General features: G+C 44.0%; 13 protein-coding genes. 6 read left to right on the plus strand and 7 right to left on the minus strand.

Annotated features, from left to right (window positions below; genetic code table 11):
* Positions 1 to 63: 63 nt before the first annotated feature.
* From J2X77_RS07855 to J2X77_RS07875, 5 genes are all read right to left on the minus strand, one after another.
* Positions 64 to 987, minus strand: coding sequence for a hypothetical protein (locus J2X77_RS07855; protein WP_310080008.1), 924 nt, complete (start codon positions 985 to 987; stop codon positions 64 to 66).
* Between the two features lie 10 nt (positions 988 to 997).
* Positions 998 to 2,581, minus strand: coding sequence for a RagB/SusD family nutrient uptake outer membrane protein (locus tag J2X77_RS07860; RefSeq protein ID WP_310080010.1), 1,584 nt, complete (start codon positions 2,579 to 2,581; stop codon positions 998 to 1,000).
* Positions 2,582 to 2,593: 12 nt separating this feature from the next.
* Entirely contained in the window at positions 2,594 to 6,268 is a 3,675-nt protein-coding gene (locus J2X77_RS07865; RefSeq protein WP_310080012.1) for a SusC/RagA family TonB-linked outer membrane protein, read from the minus strand.
* A gap of 125 nt (positions 6,269 to 6,393) precedes the next feature.
* A complete protein-coding gene (locus J2X77_RS07870; protein ID WP_310080013.1) occupies positions 6,394 to 7,539 on the minus strand; it encodes a FecR domain-containing protein in 1,146 nt (381 codons plus the stop codon).
* A gap of 214 nt (positions 7,540 to 7,753) precedes the next feature.
* Positions 7,754 to 8,341, minus strand: coding sequence for a sigma-70 family RNA polymerase sigma factor (locus J2X77_RS07875; protein WP_310080015.1), 588 nt, complete (start codon positions 8,339 to 8,341; stop codon positions 7,754 to 7,756).
* Positions 8,342 to 8,568: 227 nt separating this feature from the next.
* On the opposite strand from J2X77_RS07875, the gene J2X77_RS07880 reads away from it, so the two are divergent.
* Both J2X77_RS07880 and J2X77_RS07885 read left to right on the plus strand, forming a co-directional pair.
* Positions 8,569 to 9,981 (plus strand): DHA2 family efflux MFS transporter permease subunit, encoded by a 1,413-nt coding sequence (locus J2X77_RS07880; protein ID WP_310080017.1) that lies wholly within the window; start codon positions 8,569 to 8,571, stop codon positions 9,979 to 9,981.
* A gap of 116 nt (positions 9,982 to 10,097) precedes the next feature.
* A complete protein-coding gene (locus J2X77_RS07885) occupies positions 10,098 to 10,652 on the plus strand; it encodes a GNAT family N-acetyltransferase (protein WP_310080019.1) in 555 nt (184 codons plus the stop codon).
* 46 nt (positions 10,653 to 10,698) lie between these two features.
* Here J2X77_RS07885 and J2X77_RS07890 read toward each other — a convergent pair whose 3' ends face one another.
* Positions 10,699 to 11,142, minus strand: a complete 444-nt coding sequence (locus tag J2X77_RS07890; protein ID WP_310080021.1) for a carboxymuconolactone decarboxylase family protein — start codon at positions 11,140 to 11,142, stop codon at positions 10,699 to 10,701.
* A 66-nt stretch (positions 11,143 to 11,208) separates the two neighbouring features.
* The gene (locus J2X77_RS07895; RefSeq protein ID WP_310080023.1) at positions 11,209 to 11,784 is read right to left on the minus strand and encodes a Crp/Fnr family transcriptional regulator; all 576 of its coding nucleotides are present in this window, start codon (positions 11,782 to 11,784) and stop codon (positions 11,209 to 11,211) included.
* A 160-nt stretch (positions 11,785 to 11,944) separates the two neighbouring features.
* On the opposite strand from J2X77_RS07895, the gene J2X77_RS07900 reads away from it, so the two are divergent.
* The 4 genes from J2X77_RS07900 (at position 11,945) to J2X77_RS07915 (ending at position 14,008) form a co-directional block, all read left to right on the plus strand.
* Entirely contained in the window at positions 11,945 to 12,343 is a 399-nt protein-coding gene (locus J2X77_RS07900) for a DUF1398 family protein (protein WP_310080025.1), read from the plus strand.
* A gap of 159 nt (positions 12,344 to 12,502) precedes the next feature.
* Positions 12,503 to 12,835, plus strand: coding sequence for a metalloregulator ArsR/SmtB family transcription factor (locus J2X77_RS07905; protein WP_310080027.1), 333 nt, complete (start codon positions 12,503 to 12,505; stop codon positions 12,833 to 12,835).
* Positions 12,836 to 12,902: 67 nt separating this feature from the next.
* The gene (locus J2X77_RS07910; protein ID WP_310080029.1) at positions 12,903 to 13,376 is read left to right on the plus strand and encodes a DUF6428 family protein; all 474 of its coding nucleotides are present in this window, start codon (positions 12,903 to 12,905) and stop codon (positions 13,374 to 13,376) included.
* A gap of 17 nt (positions 13,377 to 13,393) precedes the next feature.
* Positions 13,394 to 14,008, plus strand: coding sequence for a protein-tyrosine-phosphatase (locus J2X77_RS07915; protein ID WP_310080211.1), 615 nt, complete (start codon positions 13,394 to 13,396; stop codon positions 14,006 to 14,008).
* Positions 14,009 to 14,019 lie beyond the last annotated feature (11 nt).

The raw sequence follows: 14,019 nt of genomic DNA on the forward strand, positions 1-14,019 counted from the left end.
TATTTGTTTTTTTGTTCATTTTTAAAAATTGCTAAACAATTGTTTTATTTACTACGTATTGGCTTATTGTATTTTAAAATTTATCTGCTCCAATATCTGGCGTATGATGGCATACTTATCCATAATGCGCTGATTGTCGCCATATTTCTGTTTAAACTGTGCTTGTGTATTTGCCACAGCCGCCTCGAGGTACATACACACATCCATCCATGTCGATATGGGGGTATAATAGGAATTTCGGGGATCAGTACCCAAAAAGCCTATTGCCTGAGTCGTGATGGGTACGCCATTAGGAAGTCCTTTCACGGAGCTGTTTAATAAATAGATATAAAGACCATAGGCATCCCGATCGGGTACATACTTTCTGGATACTGCATAAAATTTGTCCAGCAAGCTGTTGAATCTGCTCTCCAGAATGGTATTGGTCAGTAAGGCCCTTAAAATTGCCGCTTTGTAATTGGCCCTTGTGGCCGCATCCATACCCGTAATTTTAGATACCTGCGCGATCACTACGGTATTGAAACCCTTAAAAGCATACGATCCAAAAGCATTGCTCGTCATATTATCCACCAAAAGAATGCTCGGGACATGCACTCCTTGGGGCAACACTGGAATTATTTCTTCCCGGAGAAAGGTTAGCGCAGTGGCCACATCGGCTTTATTACAATAGGTAAATGACTGTACCAGCGGCGGAGCCCCAGTCTGCACCCCACCCAGCGAATAACTCATGGATAGCTTTTCATAATGGGTATACTCCTTTCCAAAAACATCGATGCGCTGCTGCGTGCCAATCGTGTCATTTGCAAATACCGGTATTCCCGTTTCTTTAAAGAAAAGGTATCTTGCATGGGTCGAAGCATCATTGGCATCATCTTCTACCACCAACCAATTTTTGTCATAGTCGTTAAAAGCGGTGGTCTCCTCTTTGCTGCATCCCCCTGTCAGCGCAAGAACGATGAGCGAAATCATATAAAGTATATTTTTCATAAAGACGGAATTACAAGGGTTGAACAGCACGTTCCGGACGCACAGGATTGGTTAGATCGCCACGGTTAAACTCTATAGCATACTTCGGTATAGGCACCTGCCAACTAGCAGCATCCTGCTGGACACCTTGGAGCACATAATACCCTGCGCGTGTATACGCATTGGATTGCGCATCGTAATTGTATGCCGGGTGTTTAACGGTAAATGAAGCTGGCAGCGGATACCTGGAGTTGACTGCATATCGTCTCAGGTCGAACCAACGGTGGCCTTCAAAGCACAGCTCGCGGCGGCGCTCCTGCCGGATAAAATCAACCAGCTCGGCGTTAGACTGCGGTATTACTGCCGCCGTTGCATTCTTTAAGCGCTTTTGACGAAGCGTCTGCAGCTCATTTCGTGCCTGAACGTCTGAGCCAAGCATGGCCATCGCCTCGGCGCGGTTCAATAAAACCTCGGCAGCCCGGAAAGAAAACAGACAAGACACCTGTTCAGGATCATTATAGGTTTTCCATGTACGGTATTTGGCAGGCAACCAGGCTTTATTCTTTGTCGAGCGCGTAAAGAAAGCTGCTGGTCTTAAATCCTCCTGCTCGAAGGTTTCCATCAGGTTATCTGAGCTTTTGAAGGCCGATGCACGGCGGTCATTGCCGCCATACGCACCCATCGAATCGTTTAAAAAAACCGTGGGAATCATATTTGTACCCATGGTAAACACTGTCTCACTGGAACTGCGGGCGCTAAAACTGGAATTTTGCACATATTGATTCAGGTCAGATACCGTATATCCCAACGATTCGAAGCCATCCAGCGAAGCTACTACCTTATCGTAATCTTCCATATAAAGATACACCCTGCTCTGTAAGATTTTGACCGCCGCAATGCCCACCTGTAATTTGGAAACAGGATTATAATTGCTGAGGTAGTTTGCAGCTTGTTCGAGATCTGCTACCATCTGCTTATAAATCGCTTCATTCTTATCGCGTTTAAAATAATGGTCTTCTACCTTTTCACTGACCTTTAGGGGCACCCCTTCGTCAGCAGCAGCGGTGGACTTGCGATACGGTGAACCATACGTATTTTGCAACAGGAAGTAATAATAAGCCCGCAGAAAATAAGCTTCACCGCGCAGGTGCTTCAATTCCTCATCGCCGGGCGTCTTTTCCGCTAGACTTGCCGCCTGAAAAAGAATGGCATTCAGTGCACCGATACGTTTGTAGAGCTTCCGCCAAAACACGTCTGTCCATTCCATGTTAAGGATATTGCGTGCAGGTTCCTGACTCCAATTGTGAAAACCCGATAACATATAAAATGGCGTCAATTGATCGGTCGCCACATAATCGACTAAAAAAGGTTCACTATCATCATCCATCACGTGTAACCAAGGAGCCGTGATACCCGTCTCTGCGGTTAATGTACCCATGGTTGCCTGATCGAAGATCGAAAATGTAAGGTTATTTATATAGGCTTCACCGATCATCAGACTCTTAAGATCTGCTGTGGTTTCTACATATTTCTGATCTGTTGAGTACTCTTCCAGGAATTTGCCACATGAAGCTGTGAGGCAAATCAATGGTAATATCAAATACATATATTTCATAATAGACTCGATTTAAAAGGATACATTAAGGCTTCCCGAAAAGGTAGGCCTTACTGAAAGATTAATATTGGGGGTAGAACCAGACTGTGTCGGATCTTGGCCTTTGAGCTTTTTACTGCTGAGCATAAACAGATTGGTGCCGGTAATACTGACATAAGCAGCGCTCAGCCCAAGCTTCTTGGTCATCTTCTCCGCAAAATTGTATCGCAAAGAGGCCGATTGCAGCTTCAGATGATCTGCACTCACCAGGCGTACATCCGAGTTATCGTACATTTCATACGCACTGCCACCTAGATTATATTCTGTTGCCGGATACATTTGCCACCAAGACATGTTGATGCTGTTTGAAACCTGCAGGCCAGGGATATCGGTATAGGCTTCGTCGCCTGGTTGGCGCCATCTTCTGACAAATTCTTTGCGCATATTCTGTTGCGGGTAGACATTGGTCGATGCATAACCCGAAGCAATTTTCATTAAACGAATTTTGTTTCCTAAAGAATAGGTCAGATTGAACGAGAATCCAAAGTTGCGCCAGCCAAAGTAATTCGATAGTCCGCCCTGTATAAAGGGTTCACGACGCCCCGATTCATCCATCACTTCGAGGTATACATCTTCTTTTTCCATTTGGGAGTATTTCTCCTGGTACGCAGCCGCCTGTTCAGCTTCCGTTCCATAGAAAATTGGGGATCCATCCACAGCACTTAGCCCTTTAAATTTATAGGAGTAAAACGTATTGATGGGTTTACCCGCAAGTTGCACACTTCCATTCAGAAAATTATTATAGGTCAGATTGTCGATCAGTACATTATTCCGGTTGTTTATGGCCCGGTTCAATACCTTGTTGAGCACCTGCCCCAACTGCGGGTCAAAACGCCATACAAAACCGCGGCGGGACTTGTCCAGACCAGCATTGTCGATAGCCGTGATACTTAATGCCACCTCAACACCCTTATTTTCAAGTGTGCCGCTATTGATGACATAAGACTGTAATCCGTTGATCTCCGATACTGTTTTATTGAGGAAAGCATCTTTCGTTTTCTTGTAAAAGTAGGATAACGTACCTTTTACTTTATTTCCAAAAAGGGCGAAATCCACACCTACATTGGACGACGAGGTACGCTCCCATTTCAAATCAGGATTTGGATAATTTACAATATTGGAAAATGTCGAATTGTAATAAGGATCGGTATTTAAAGACTGCCGGATGATCATGTACGCAGACTGACCCGGGAGCATATTGCCCTGCCATCCCCAGGAGGCCTTCATGGCAAGATCATTGACCCACTCGACCTTACTGAGCAGATCTTGTTTCATGTTCCACCTTCCAGAAAGCGCCCATATGGGCATAAATTTGTTGTTAGACCGTCTTCCGAATAGGTTTGACTGTTCACCGCGGACATGCACATTGAATATATAGCGGTCGTTCCAGGAGTATCCTGCAGTGCCATACCAAGCTAACTCATTGGTCAACTGCCTACCGTAGTAGCCCAATGCCGGTTTTGTGGTCATCCATCGCTGATAATAAGCGGTATACTCTGTAGGTACAATATCAAAATATCCGCCCATCTCCTTAAAATATCCTCTCCGGGTGATATCAAATTCATTGTATTCATTGGACTTAATCTCCATACCAGCCGTCGCGGATACCAGATGTTTTTTTTCCGCGCCCAACGATGTGACATAATTGGCCTGCAGGCGAGCCGTATAGTTATGGTTGCGCGACTCGCTGCGCTGCAGCTCGCCACCAACAGGGCTCAGGTCATTACGAAAAGATCGATCAGCGCGCAGTTTATGGATATAGTACGTGTCTTTGGTATAATATAGCTCCCTGTTATTGCTGCTAATACCATAGGCAAATGTTCCTTCTACATCCAGCCCACGTAACATCTTGTACTTTAGGAAAGCCTTGATGTTGGCTGCCATGAGGTCGGTCGCATCGCCGCTATTTTCCTGTTCTTTCAGTATATTATAGTTATAGATCAAAGAGCCATCGGTCCGTGGATAAAAGAACAGGCTTCCGTCCGGATTATAGGCTGGCACCGTTCGGCTTGTATTATACGCATAGTCCATTACCCCTAAGTCCGTGGGTGAATAGTTCCTTTTTGAATAATTGCCATTAAAAGAAATCTGCGCCATGAATTTTTTATAATCCGCCGTGAGGTTCATCATCGCCGAGTAGCGTTTTGCTCCCTCGCCTTTAATAACGCCGCGTTCGTCCAGATAGCCGATGGATGAATAATATCTCACATCCTGCGCTCCCCCGGAGAGACTTAGTGTATGATTGTGTGAATAAGCATCATTGGTCAGCAGACCAAGCCAATCTGTATTGATATTGGCATAATAATCACTCTGCTGTTTAAACTCAGCATAATCAATCTGTCCTTTATAATAATCCTGAAGCGCTTTTTCATAGCCTGCCCATTCCGTTACATTATTATAATGCATACCCCGATCGATCATCTCTTTCGACACGTCCATGCGCTCCTGCGAGTTCATCATATACATATTTCGGTCCGAATAGCGCGGTCTTCTGGTATAGGTCGCAGCAGTTGAGTAGCTAATGGTCGGTTTTCCGGGTTTTCCCTTCTTTGTTGTAATAACGATAACGCCGTTACCTGCTTTCGCGCCATATAAGGCGGTTGCCGAGGCATCCTTGAGCACATCAATCTGTTCGATATCCTCTGGATTCAAACCTGCAATGGCATTTCCCAGCAGATTAACAAAATCAAGGTCGTTGATCTGCTGGGGGTCTACATTGACGGGGTCGGTCAACACTATTCCGTCGAGCACCCACAAGGGTTCTCTGTTGCCCAAGATGGTTGATGTTCCGCGTATTCTCAATTTAGGTGCGGCCCCTACCTGACCCGAATTTTCCATAAAGACCAAGCCGGGTACCCTTCCTTCCAGCAGCTTGTCAATGGTATTGATGCCCGGCGTTAGGATATCATCCATTTTTAGTGTTGTTACCGCACTCGTAAGATGCCGTTTATCAATTTTTTGGTATCCCGTATTGACTACAACGTTTACCTCGCTCAGCTTAGCGGCCGTCATTTGTAAGGTCACCGTTCGGGCCCGCTGTGCATTTACCTCCAGCTTGGCATACCCCAAATGGTGTATTTCGAGTATAGCGTCGACATATTGGGCCGGAATCACAAAGTTGCCAAACTTATCCGTTCGTGTAGAGAACGCCTCATTCTTGACTTTGATGGTGGCACCAATCAATGGATTGCCCGATTCATTGGTTACCCGACCATTGACCGGCGTGACGGATAAAACGGACCCGCCCCGTCTGGGAACGGTTGGACTTTTTTCAAAAATAATGATCATCCGGTCTTTGATCTCATAACTTAAAGGCTGCTGCGCAAATAGTTTTTTTAACACATTGTTTAAAGGTTCGTTGACGACCTTTAAGGTTACCGGCTTTGCTTTTTTTAAGATCTGATCATTATAAGAGAAGTCATATCTTGTCTGTTTACTGATCGTTTCTGTAGCCTCTACAAATGAGGCATTTTTTAAATTGAGCGACACGGTCTGCGCGTGTGATGCGCATAGCCCACCCATTAATAGGATGAATATAAACAGTGTTCTCGTGAGAATTTTTGAAAATGTATATGGAATGGCTAGTTGATCATACCTCCGAGGCAATACACAGCTCCCCTTACCCTTGTGGAAAAGGAAATAATTCATAATTTTGTAATGATTAGATAGTTTGATAGTTTTTTCAATATCGTCAGATATCGGATCTCTATGTTGGTGGTGTCCCCACACCATCAACTATTCTTTATAAGAACCGATTTTAGAAGTATAGTCCTTTATTTCACCATACGCACACTCCTTCCCTTTACATTAAACTTTAAACCTGTAATTTTTTCCAATGCATGCAATACGGTTGACAGATTGCTATCCCGGGAAATGGACGCATGTATTCTAATATTTTCGGGGATATCTTTATAATCAATTTCCAGATCGTACCATCGCTCAATCTGTCGCAGTGCGACTGGCAAGGGCGTTGACCTGAACCTGAAGGTGCCCTCTTTCCAGGCCGTGTAAAGATCGGTATCCACATTTTCCACCGCTACCGATGTACCGTCGTTGCTCGCTTGTTGCTGCGGGGTCAATATGTGCAGTTTACGATCCGATTTATCGTTGATTTGAACACGCCCAGTTACTAAGGTCGTAATGGTCCTATTTTCATTTGCATAGGCATTGATGTTAAAAGATGTACCCAGCACCTTCACTTTCTGTATAGCCGTCTTGACGATAAAGGGCTGTTTGCTGTTGTGGGCAACTTCAAAATAAGCTTCACCTTTGAGTTCGACGACGCGTTCCTTTCCACCACTGAAGGATGTAGGGTACCGCAAGGACGACTGCGCGTTTAGCCATACACGCGTACCATCGTCCAATGTCAGCGTATAGTTCCCGCCGCTAGGCGTCAATAACGTTACCAATTTGCTGGAATTGACCTTGGCGAGCGTATCCCCATTTTTATAGCGTATACCGCTCTTATCGGAAATGACCTCGTGGTTTTTTCCATTCAAATCGTAAACGGTGCCATCCGAAACAATAAGTTTTGCCTGCTGCCGATTCGCCTGCAGGTCCTGCAGTTCGATTACCTGTGTTTTGTCGGCTTTTAACCGGCCGATCATGTAAAAAGAAAAAGAGCCCAAAATCAATACACTGGCGGCGATACTCAATTTCAACTTGAAGGAACGCGTCAGCCGCTTTGGAGCCCGGTCATCATTCAGCCGTTTTTCTATGCTTTCCCAAGAGTCCTCGCGTTGTTTTTCCAAATTGCGATAAACTGCTGCATCATCCGCAAAAGATTCGGCTTGGAAATATTCCTTTAGAAGGATATCAATTTCTGCATCATTTTCATCTAACTGACAATAGTGGCAGAGGGTCTTTAGTTCCTCTGCACTGATTGTATTATTAAGATATTTCAGAAATAGGTTTCTCATTTGTGGTGTTCTTGTTATTTTCGAAGCCCTATTCCAGGGCTCTTATACAATGAATACACGCCACAAAAGAAAAATAGCACCCCGAAGTGAAAATATTTTAAAAAAATTAAAACAAAATTTAAAAATGCAGCTTTTTAGCGCTGAAAACGGATGAAAGAGCTGCATATTATGGACAGTCTACCGTTATTATCAACAAAAAAGGGCGTACAACACATCAAAAGCTATCAAAAAAGGAAATTAATAGCATGATTAATAAACGATCTGTCTTTAGAATTTCTTTAAGCAGTTTATTGGCCTGCTGGATGTGATGGTTAATGGCCGAATCACTGATGCTTAACAATTTGCTTATTTCGCGGTAGCTCAAGCCTTCAATCTTGTGCAGGCAGTACACCTCGCGCTGCCTCGGCGTTAACCTATCGAGGGCGATGTTTAAAATGGTCTTTGCATTGGATGCATCGTCCAAATCCTCAAAAGGCGAATAGCTATCGTTTTTGGCAAACTCGCTGCGCATAAGCTGATCATAGATGCTCTTGCGAAACACATTTTTCGCCAAATTAGCAGCCATTTTATACAATAAGCCTCCAAAGTTACCGCTTGGGTCTATGGTTTCACGGATTTCCCATATTTTCACAAAAATATCCTGAAGCACATCCTGTGCTAACTCCTCGGATTTGAGCAGGTAAACAAGCTTTAAGGTTAAACGGCGGTGGTATAAATCGTAAAGTTCTTTAAATGCCTTCCTATCGCCACGCCGTAATTTCTGTAATAGATCCTCCTCACCAGTGATCGATATTGTTTTCAAGTCTACAGATAGATTAGTAATAGTAAAGTGACATAAATTTAAACTTTTTTCAATAAATATCAAAAATCATTATAAAAATCTAAAATCCACCCCCCTCTCCATCCGACTGCATCGACACAATAACTCCATCACTATCGGGTAAAAATAGCCTTTACATGACTTTTCTTTGATGAGATCCGCTTACTTTTGTGGCAAATATTTCCCGTTCGGGATTGAAGAAGAGCAAAATGAAGAAAGAATCACGCATCATATCGCTCATTGTCGGGGGCACGCTGCTTATGGAGATGCTCGACACCACAGCGATATCCACGGCCTTACCCAAAATGGCTCATGATTTTGAGACAAATGTAGTACACCTCAGCGCGGGTATTACGTCTTATACCGTTATGTTAGCAGTATTTATTCCGATCAGTGGCTGGATTGCGGACCGTTATGGTGCAAAAAAAGTGTTCAATATGGCGATTATTGGATTTATCCTTTCGTCTATCGCCTGTGGGCTCAGTATCAGCCTAACAACCTTTGTGCTAGCGCGCATCTGCCAAGGTACCGCCGGTGCCCTGATGGTGCCTGTGGGACGTCTCATTGTGCTAAAGCACACCGAAAAGAAAGATCTGGTTGAAGCGATCGGTTATATTGCCTGGGCCGGACTATTGGGCCCAATTATCGGCCCTGTGCTGGGCGGATTTTTCACCACCTATTTCAGCTGGCACTGGATTTTCTTTATCAATGTACCCGTCGGCGTGTTTGCGCTGTGGGCAGTACATCGATTTATCCCGGCGATGGATTCAGAAAATAACCGTCCGCTTGATATCGTCGGTTTTTTTATCAGCGGTATCGGTCTTGCCGGCATTATGCTGGGGACTGAAATGATCGGTGCTGCCAACGGCAATTATACAAAACCGATCGTGACGATTTTAGCAAGCTTTGCGCTTATGGCCGTCGCCGTATGGCACTCCAAACGCATCAAATATCCGCTGATCGATTACAGTATCCTTAAAGTAAAGACCTTCCGGATTACGGTGTATTCGGGTTCGATCACGCGTATGGTGATCAATGTAGCGCCATTTATATTGCCCCTGATGTTACAGCTCGGTTTTGGACTGAGCCCATTTCACGCCGGTCTCCTCTACATGGCCAATATGCTGGGAAGTATGAGCATGAAGCCCGTGGCCATGTGGATCACTCGGAAATATGATTTTCGAAAAGTCTTAATCGGCAATGGCGTTATCCTGACGCTTGTCACTGCCGGACTCTCCCTGCTATCCATACAAACGCCGATTTGGCTGGTGGCCATCGTATTCTTCTTCTCCGGACTAACGCGCTCGCTTCAATTTACGAGCCTCAACACATTGGCTTACGCAGACGTACCGAATGAAAAGATGAGCAATGCCAATACCCTGTACAATACGGCGCAGCAAATGGCGCTCGGTATGGGTATCGCGCTGGGCGCAGTGACGCTGCACCTGGCAAGCAGTTACTATCAGGATACGGTTTACCAGATGCGCGATTTTAGTTTGGCGCTCCAGTTAATAGCCGTTTTATCGATGCTTTCGTTAATTGAGTATTTCAAAATTAGTCCGAGTGACGGAAGCAATTTAAGGGGCTTGCCCTCACAAAAAGAAGCGCAGAAGGCCGCTTAGTTATTCTAAAATTTAAATTAACAGCTGGATTTGTTTCCGTATTTATTATCATTGCAATTGAATCAGCTATCGTCTAAATTTTTAGAGAAATAGCGTGTCATTACATTAAACTTACTATGTTAACACTAGATTTCACTGCATTTCCTGAACTACACAGCGACAGGTTAACCCTCAGACGGGCAGATGCAACGGATATACCACAGCTCTATCGCTTGCGTTCTGATGAACAGATTATGAAATACATTCCACGCCCCATGGCAACTTCGCCAGACGAGATTGCCGAGTTCCTGCGGGTGACGGATGAAAAAATTGCGGCCAATGAAATGATCAATTGGAAGATCAGCATCAAGGGTGACCCTACTATGATCGGAACAATAGGCTTCTACCACATTAAGCCTGAGCATTATCGTGCAGAAATTGGCTATATGTTGCTCCCGGAATTTCAGGGGAAGGGCTATATCACTGAAGCGATTGCGGCAGTCGTCCACTACGGCTTTGAGGCGATGGGACTTCACTCCATCGAAGCGTTAGTCGATCCGGAGAATATAGCTTCCAGCACCGTACTGGAAAAATGCGGCTTTGTAAGAGAAGCTTATTTCAAAGAGAACGAATTTTATAAGGGAAAATTTATTGACACCGTGGTGTATTCAAAATTAAATAAAGGGAGCTAAAGCAATGCTTCTCGATTATTGCTACAGCTCCCTGTATTACTGATGTTTAATCCTCTATTTGTAGATGCGTACTCACGGCAATACGGTTCCAGCCATTGATGGTCACGATGAGCATAATGATCTGGGCAATCTGATTTTCAGTAAAAAATTGCGTCGCCTTGCTGTAGGTTTCTTCGCTTAATCCATGCTCGTGGATAAGGCTTATTTCCTCTGTCATTGCCAGTATGGCCTGCTCCTCTTCGGTAAAAAATTTGGTTGCCTCCCTCCAGGCACTCAATATAAAGATACGCTCTGGTCTTTCACCGTTTTTAATGGCATCCTTGGTGTGCATGTTGATACAATATGCACAGTTGTTGATCTGTGATGCACGAATTTTGACGAGCTCTTTAAGCGTTTTTGAGATGTCAATTTTGGAAAGATAACCTTCCAATCCCAACATGGCTTTATAGCCCTGTGGTTCTGACGTACTGATGTTGATTCGTTTTTCCATGTTTCTTATTTTTTGTTTTGCTACTACAAAATTGGAAAATGAAAAACCGGAAAAACTTAAACGGGTTTAAGAAAGATTTTTTTTGCGTATTTCGCTGAGATATTCGGGAGTAAAGCCCAGATAGGATGCCACAAGATATTGCGGTACGCGCTGGAGAAAGGCCGGCTGGTCTTTGAGAAAATGAAGGTATAGTTCTTCCCTAGAGTATTCATAAAGGAACTTGATACGCATCTGCGCTGCGGCATACGCTTTTTGGTACACCATGCGAAAATACTTTTCCAGGGCCGGATGCTTCTCGAGCAGTTCATCATAGGCTTGCTTGCGAATGACCAGGACTTCCGTTGGATGTACAGCCTGGATGTAAAACGCTGTGGCTGTCTGATTGATATAAGAGAAGGTCTCTGTCATCCACCAGTTCTCAATCGCAAATTCAGTGGTTTGCTGCCCCCCCTTTTCGTTAATAAAAAATTTTTGCAGAATTCCATCCAGCACAAAATAATTGGCTTTGCAGATCTGCCCTTCAGTCAATAGGTTTTCTTTCTTCTTTAACCGCTGCCGCTCGAAATATCCGGTTATCTCGACAAATTCATCATCGGAAATTTTTATAAATTTATCCAGGTGTTTTTTAAACTGTTCAAGCATTATTTTAAGTCTGTTTTCATTATCTTTAGTTCGATCAAGTTACTAAAAAATAACATAACCTTAACAACACCGTTTTGGCGATTTGATGCTTTTGTTTCATTACTTCACAACTGAATGGAAGGATAGTTCACAGGTCTTTAACGCACACAATTAAGAAAACATGTTTACAATAGAACAACTAAAGGCTGCGCATAGCAAAGTAAAATCAGGCGCGGACTTCCCTGCCTATATCCAAGACATCAAAAAATTGGGTGTTACCGCTTACGAAGTTTTTGTTGTAGATGGCCATTCCGATTATTATGGGGATAATCATTTCAAAACCAGCTCAGCAGCTAGCCATGAGCCATTAATACTTGGTCGTACTGTCGATGCGGAACAGTTTAAGAAAGCGCTAAAAGAGCATCAACAGGGCAAAACAGATTACGCCACTTTTATAGCGATGAGTGCGACATGCGGTATCGAAAAATGGACGGTCTTTCTCGACAAAATGACCTGCGCGTATTACGATGCGGCCGGAAACGAAATTCTGGTAGAAGAGATACCACAAGAAAAAAAATGAGCCAGACTTTTGGGTTGCGATACCTGCGGAGCTGCTTTTTGAATATTTTGGCGAAATAATGGCAAAACGCAGCGAACCCAATTAAGCTGACATTTTTTTATGTCAGTTTGTATTTTACCTATTAACATCGTAATATTGCAATATTAAATAAGCTTCACGATGGGACTTACGAAGACAGAGATTTTTACGGACGAGCAGAATAAAGTGGCTTCAGCGTTCAAAGTATTGGGCCATCCTGCAAGAATTGCCATACTTCAGTACATTATAGATAAGAAAGCCTGTATCTGCAATGATCTTGTGGATGAACTGGGACTTGCCCAGGCAACCATTTCGCAGCATCTAAAGGAACTCAAAGCTACAGGTATTATTCATGGCACTATTGAAGGAAAGTCTGTTTGCTATTGTATTGACGAAGCGGTATGGAAGTCGGTGCAGCGCAATTTCAATACGTTTTTCAACCAGGAAGTAAAAGTAAATAGCTGCTGTCCGTAGCGCTTTTTTTTAATTAATAATATCGTAATATTGCAATATATAATTATACTAATTTAAATTCAATACCATGAGACTATCCGAAATCAAAGAAATCCTACCAACATTGGAAACTATTGAATTCCAATTGGATAACGGAACATTGGTTCCCGAGCACTTCCACGTAACCGAAGTGGGCCAGATCACAAAAAATTTTATTGACTGTGGCGGTGTTATCCGTCAGGAGAAAACGGTAAACTTTCAGCTTTGGAATGCCGATGATCACGAGCACCGCCTGAAACCCGCCAAGCTGCTCCACATTATTAACCTTTCGGAAGAAAAGTTGGGATTGGAAGATGCAGAGATCGAAGTAGAATATCAGCGCGATACCATCGGTAAATATGGACTTGATTTCAATGGGAAGACTTTTGTTTTAAAAAGCCGCACAACTGCCTGTCTTGCTGAGGATGCCTGCGGTATTCCCGTTGAAAAACAAAAAAAGAAGCTTATTGAGCTATCGGTCAATCAATCATCCAGCTGCACGCCGGGTTCGGGATGCTGCTAAACCATTAAACTCGCATGATGTACCCTACATTATCCGATACGATCGGACAGTTGGGATGGGAACAGTTCGCTGGTGAAGAGCGCAAAGCCGCCTTACAGCTCCTGATAGATTATATCCAGCAGAAGGTAACAGCTAAGCAACCCATAAACCTGAACTTTATCTGTACCCATAACTCACGCCGGAGCCATTTGGCCCAGATTTGGGCGCAAACTGCCGCCACTTATTTCAAGATACCGAATGTCTGCTGCTACTCAGGTGGTACAGAAGAAACGGCGCTTTTCCCACAGGTTGCAGAAACGTTGACAGCCCAGGGCTTTCAGATCTTTACGATTGCGGAGGGCGATAATCCGGTATATGCTATAAAGCACAGCGACAATGCGGTGCCCATGATCGGATTTTCAAAAAAGTATGACAGTCCGTTCAACCCATCAACTGAATTTGCGGCAATTATGACCTGCTCCCAGGCTGACGGTGGCTGTCCTTTTATTGCCGGTGCAGACAAGCGCATACCCCTTACTTTTGAAGATCCCAAGGTATCAGACGGAACGCCGCAGCAGACTCAGGTTTACGAACAGCGGAGTCTTCAGATCGCAACAGCGATGTTCTATGTTTTCCATACCATTAGACTCTAAGCCCATGCATT

This window comes from Sphingobacterium sp. 2149 (assembly GCF_031455655.1).
Classification (GTDB): Bacteria; Bacteroidota; Bacteroidia; order Sphingobacteriales; family Sphingobacteriaceae; genus Sphingobacterium.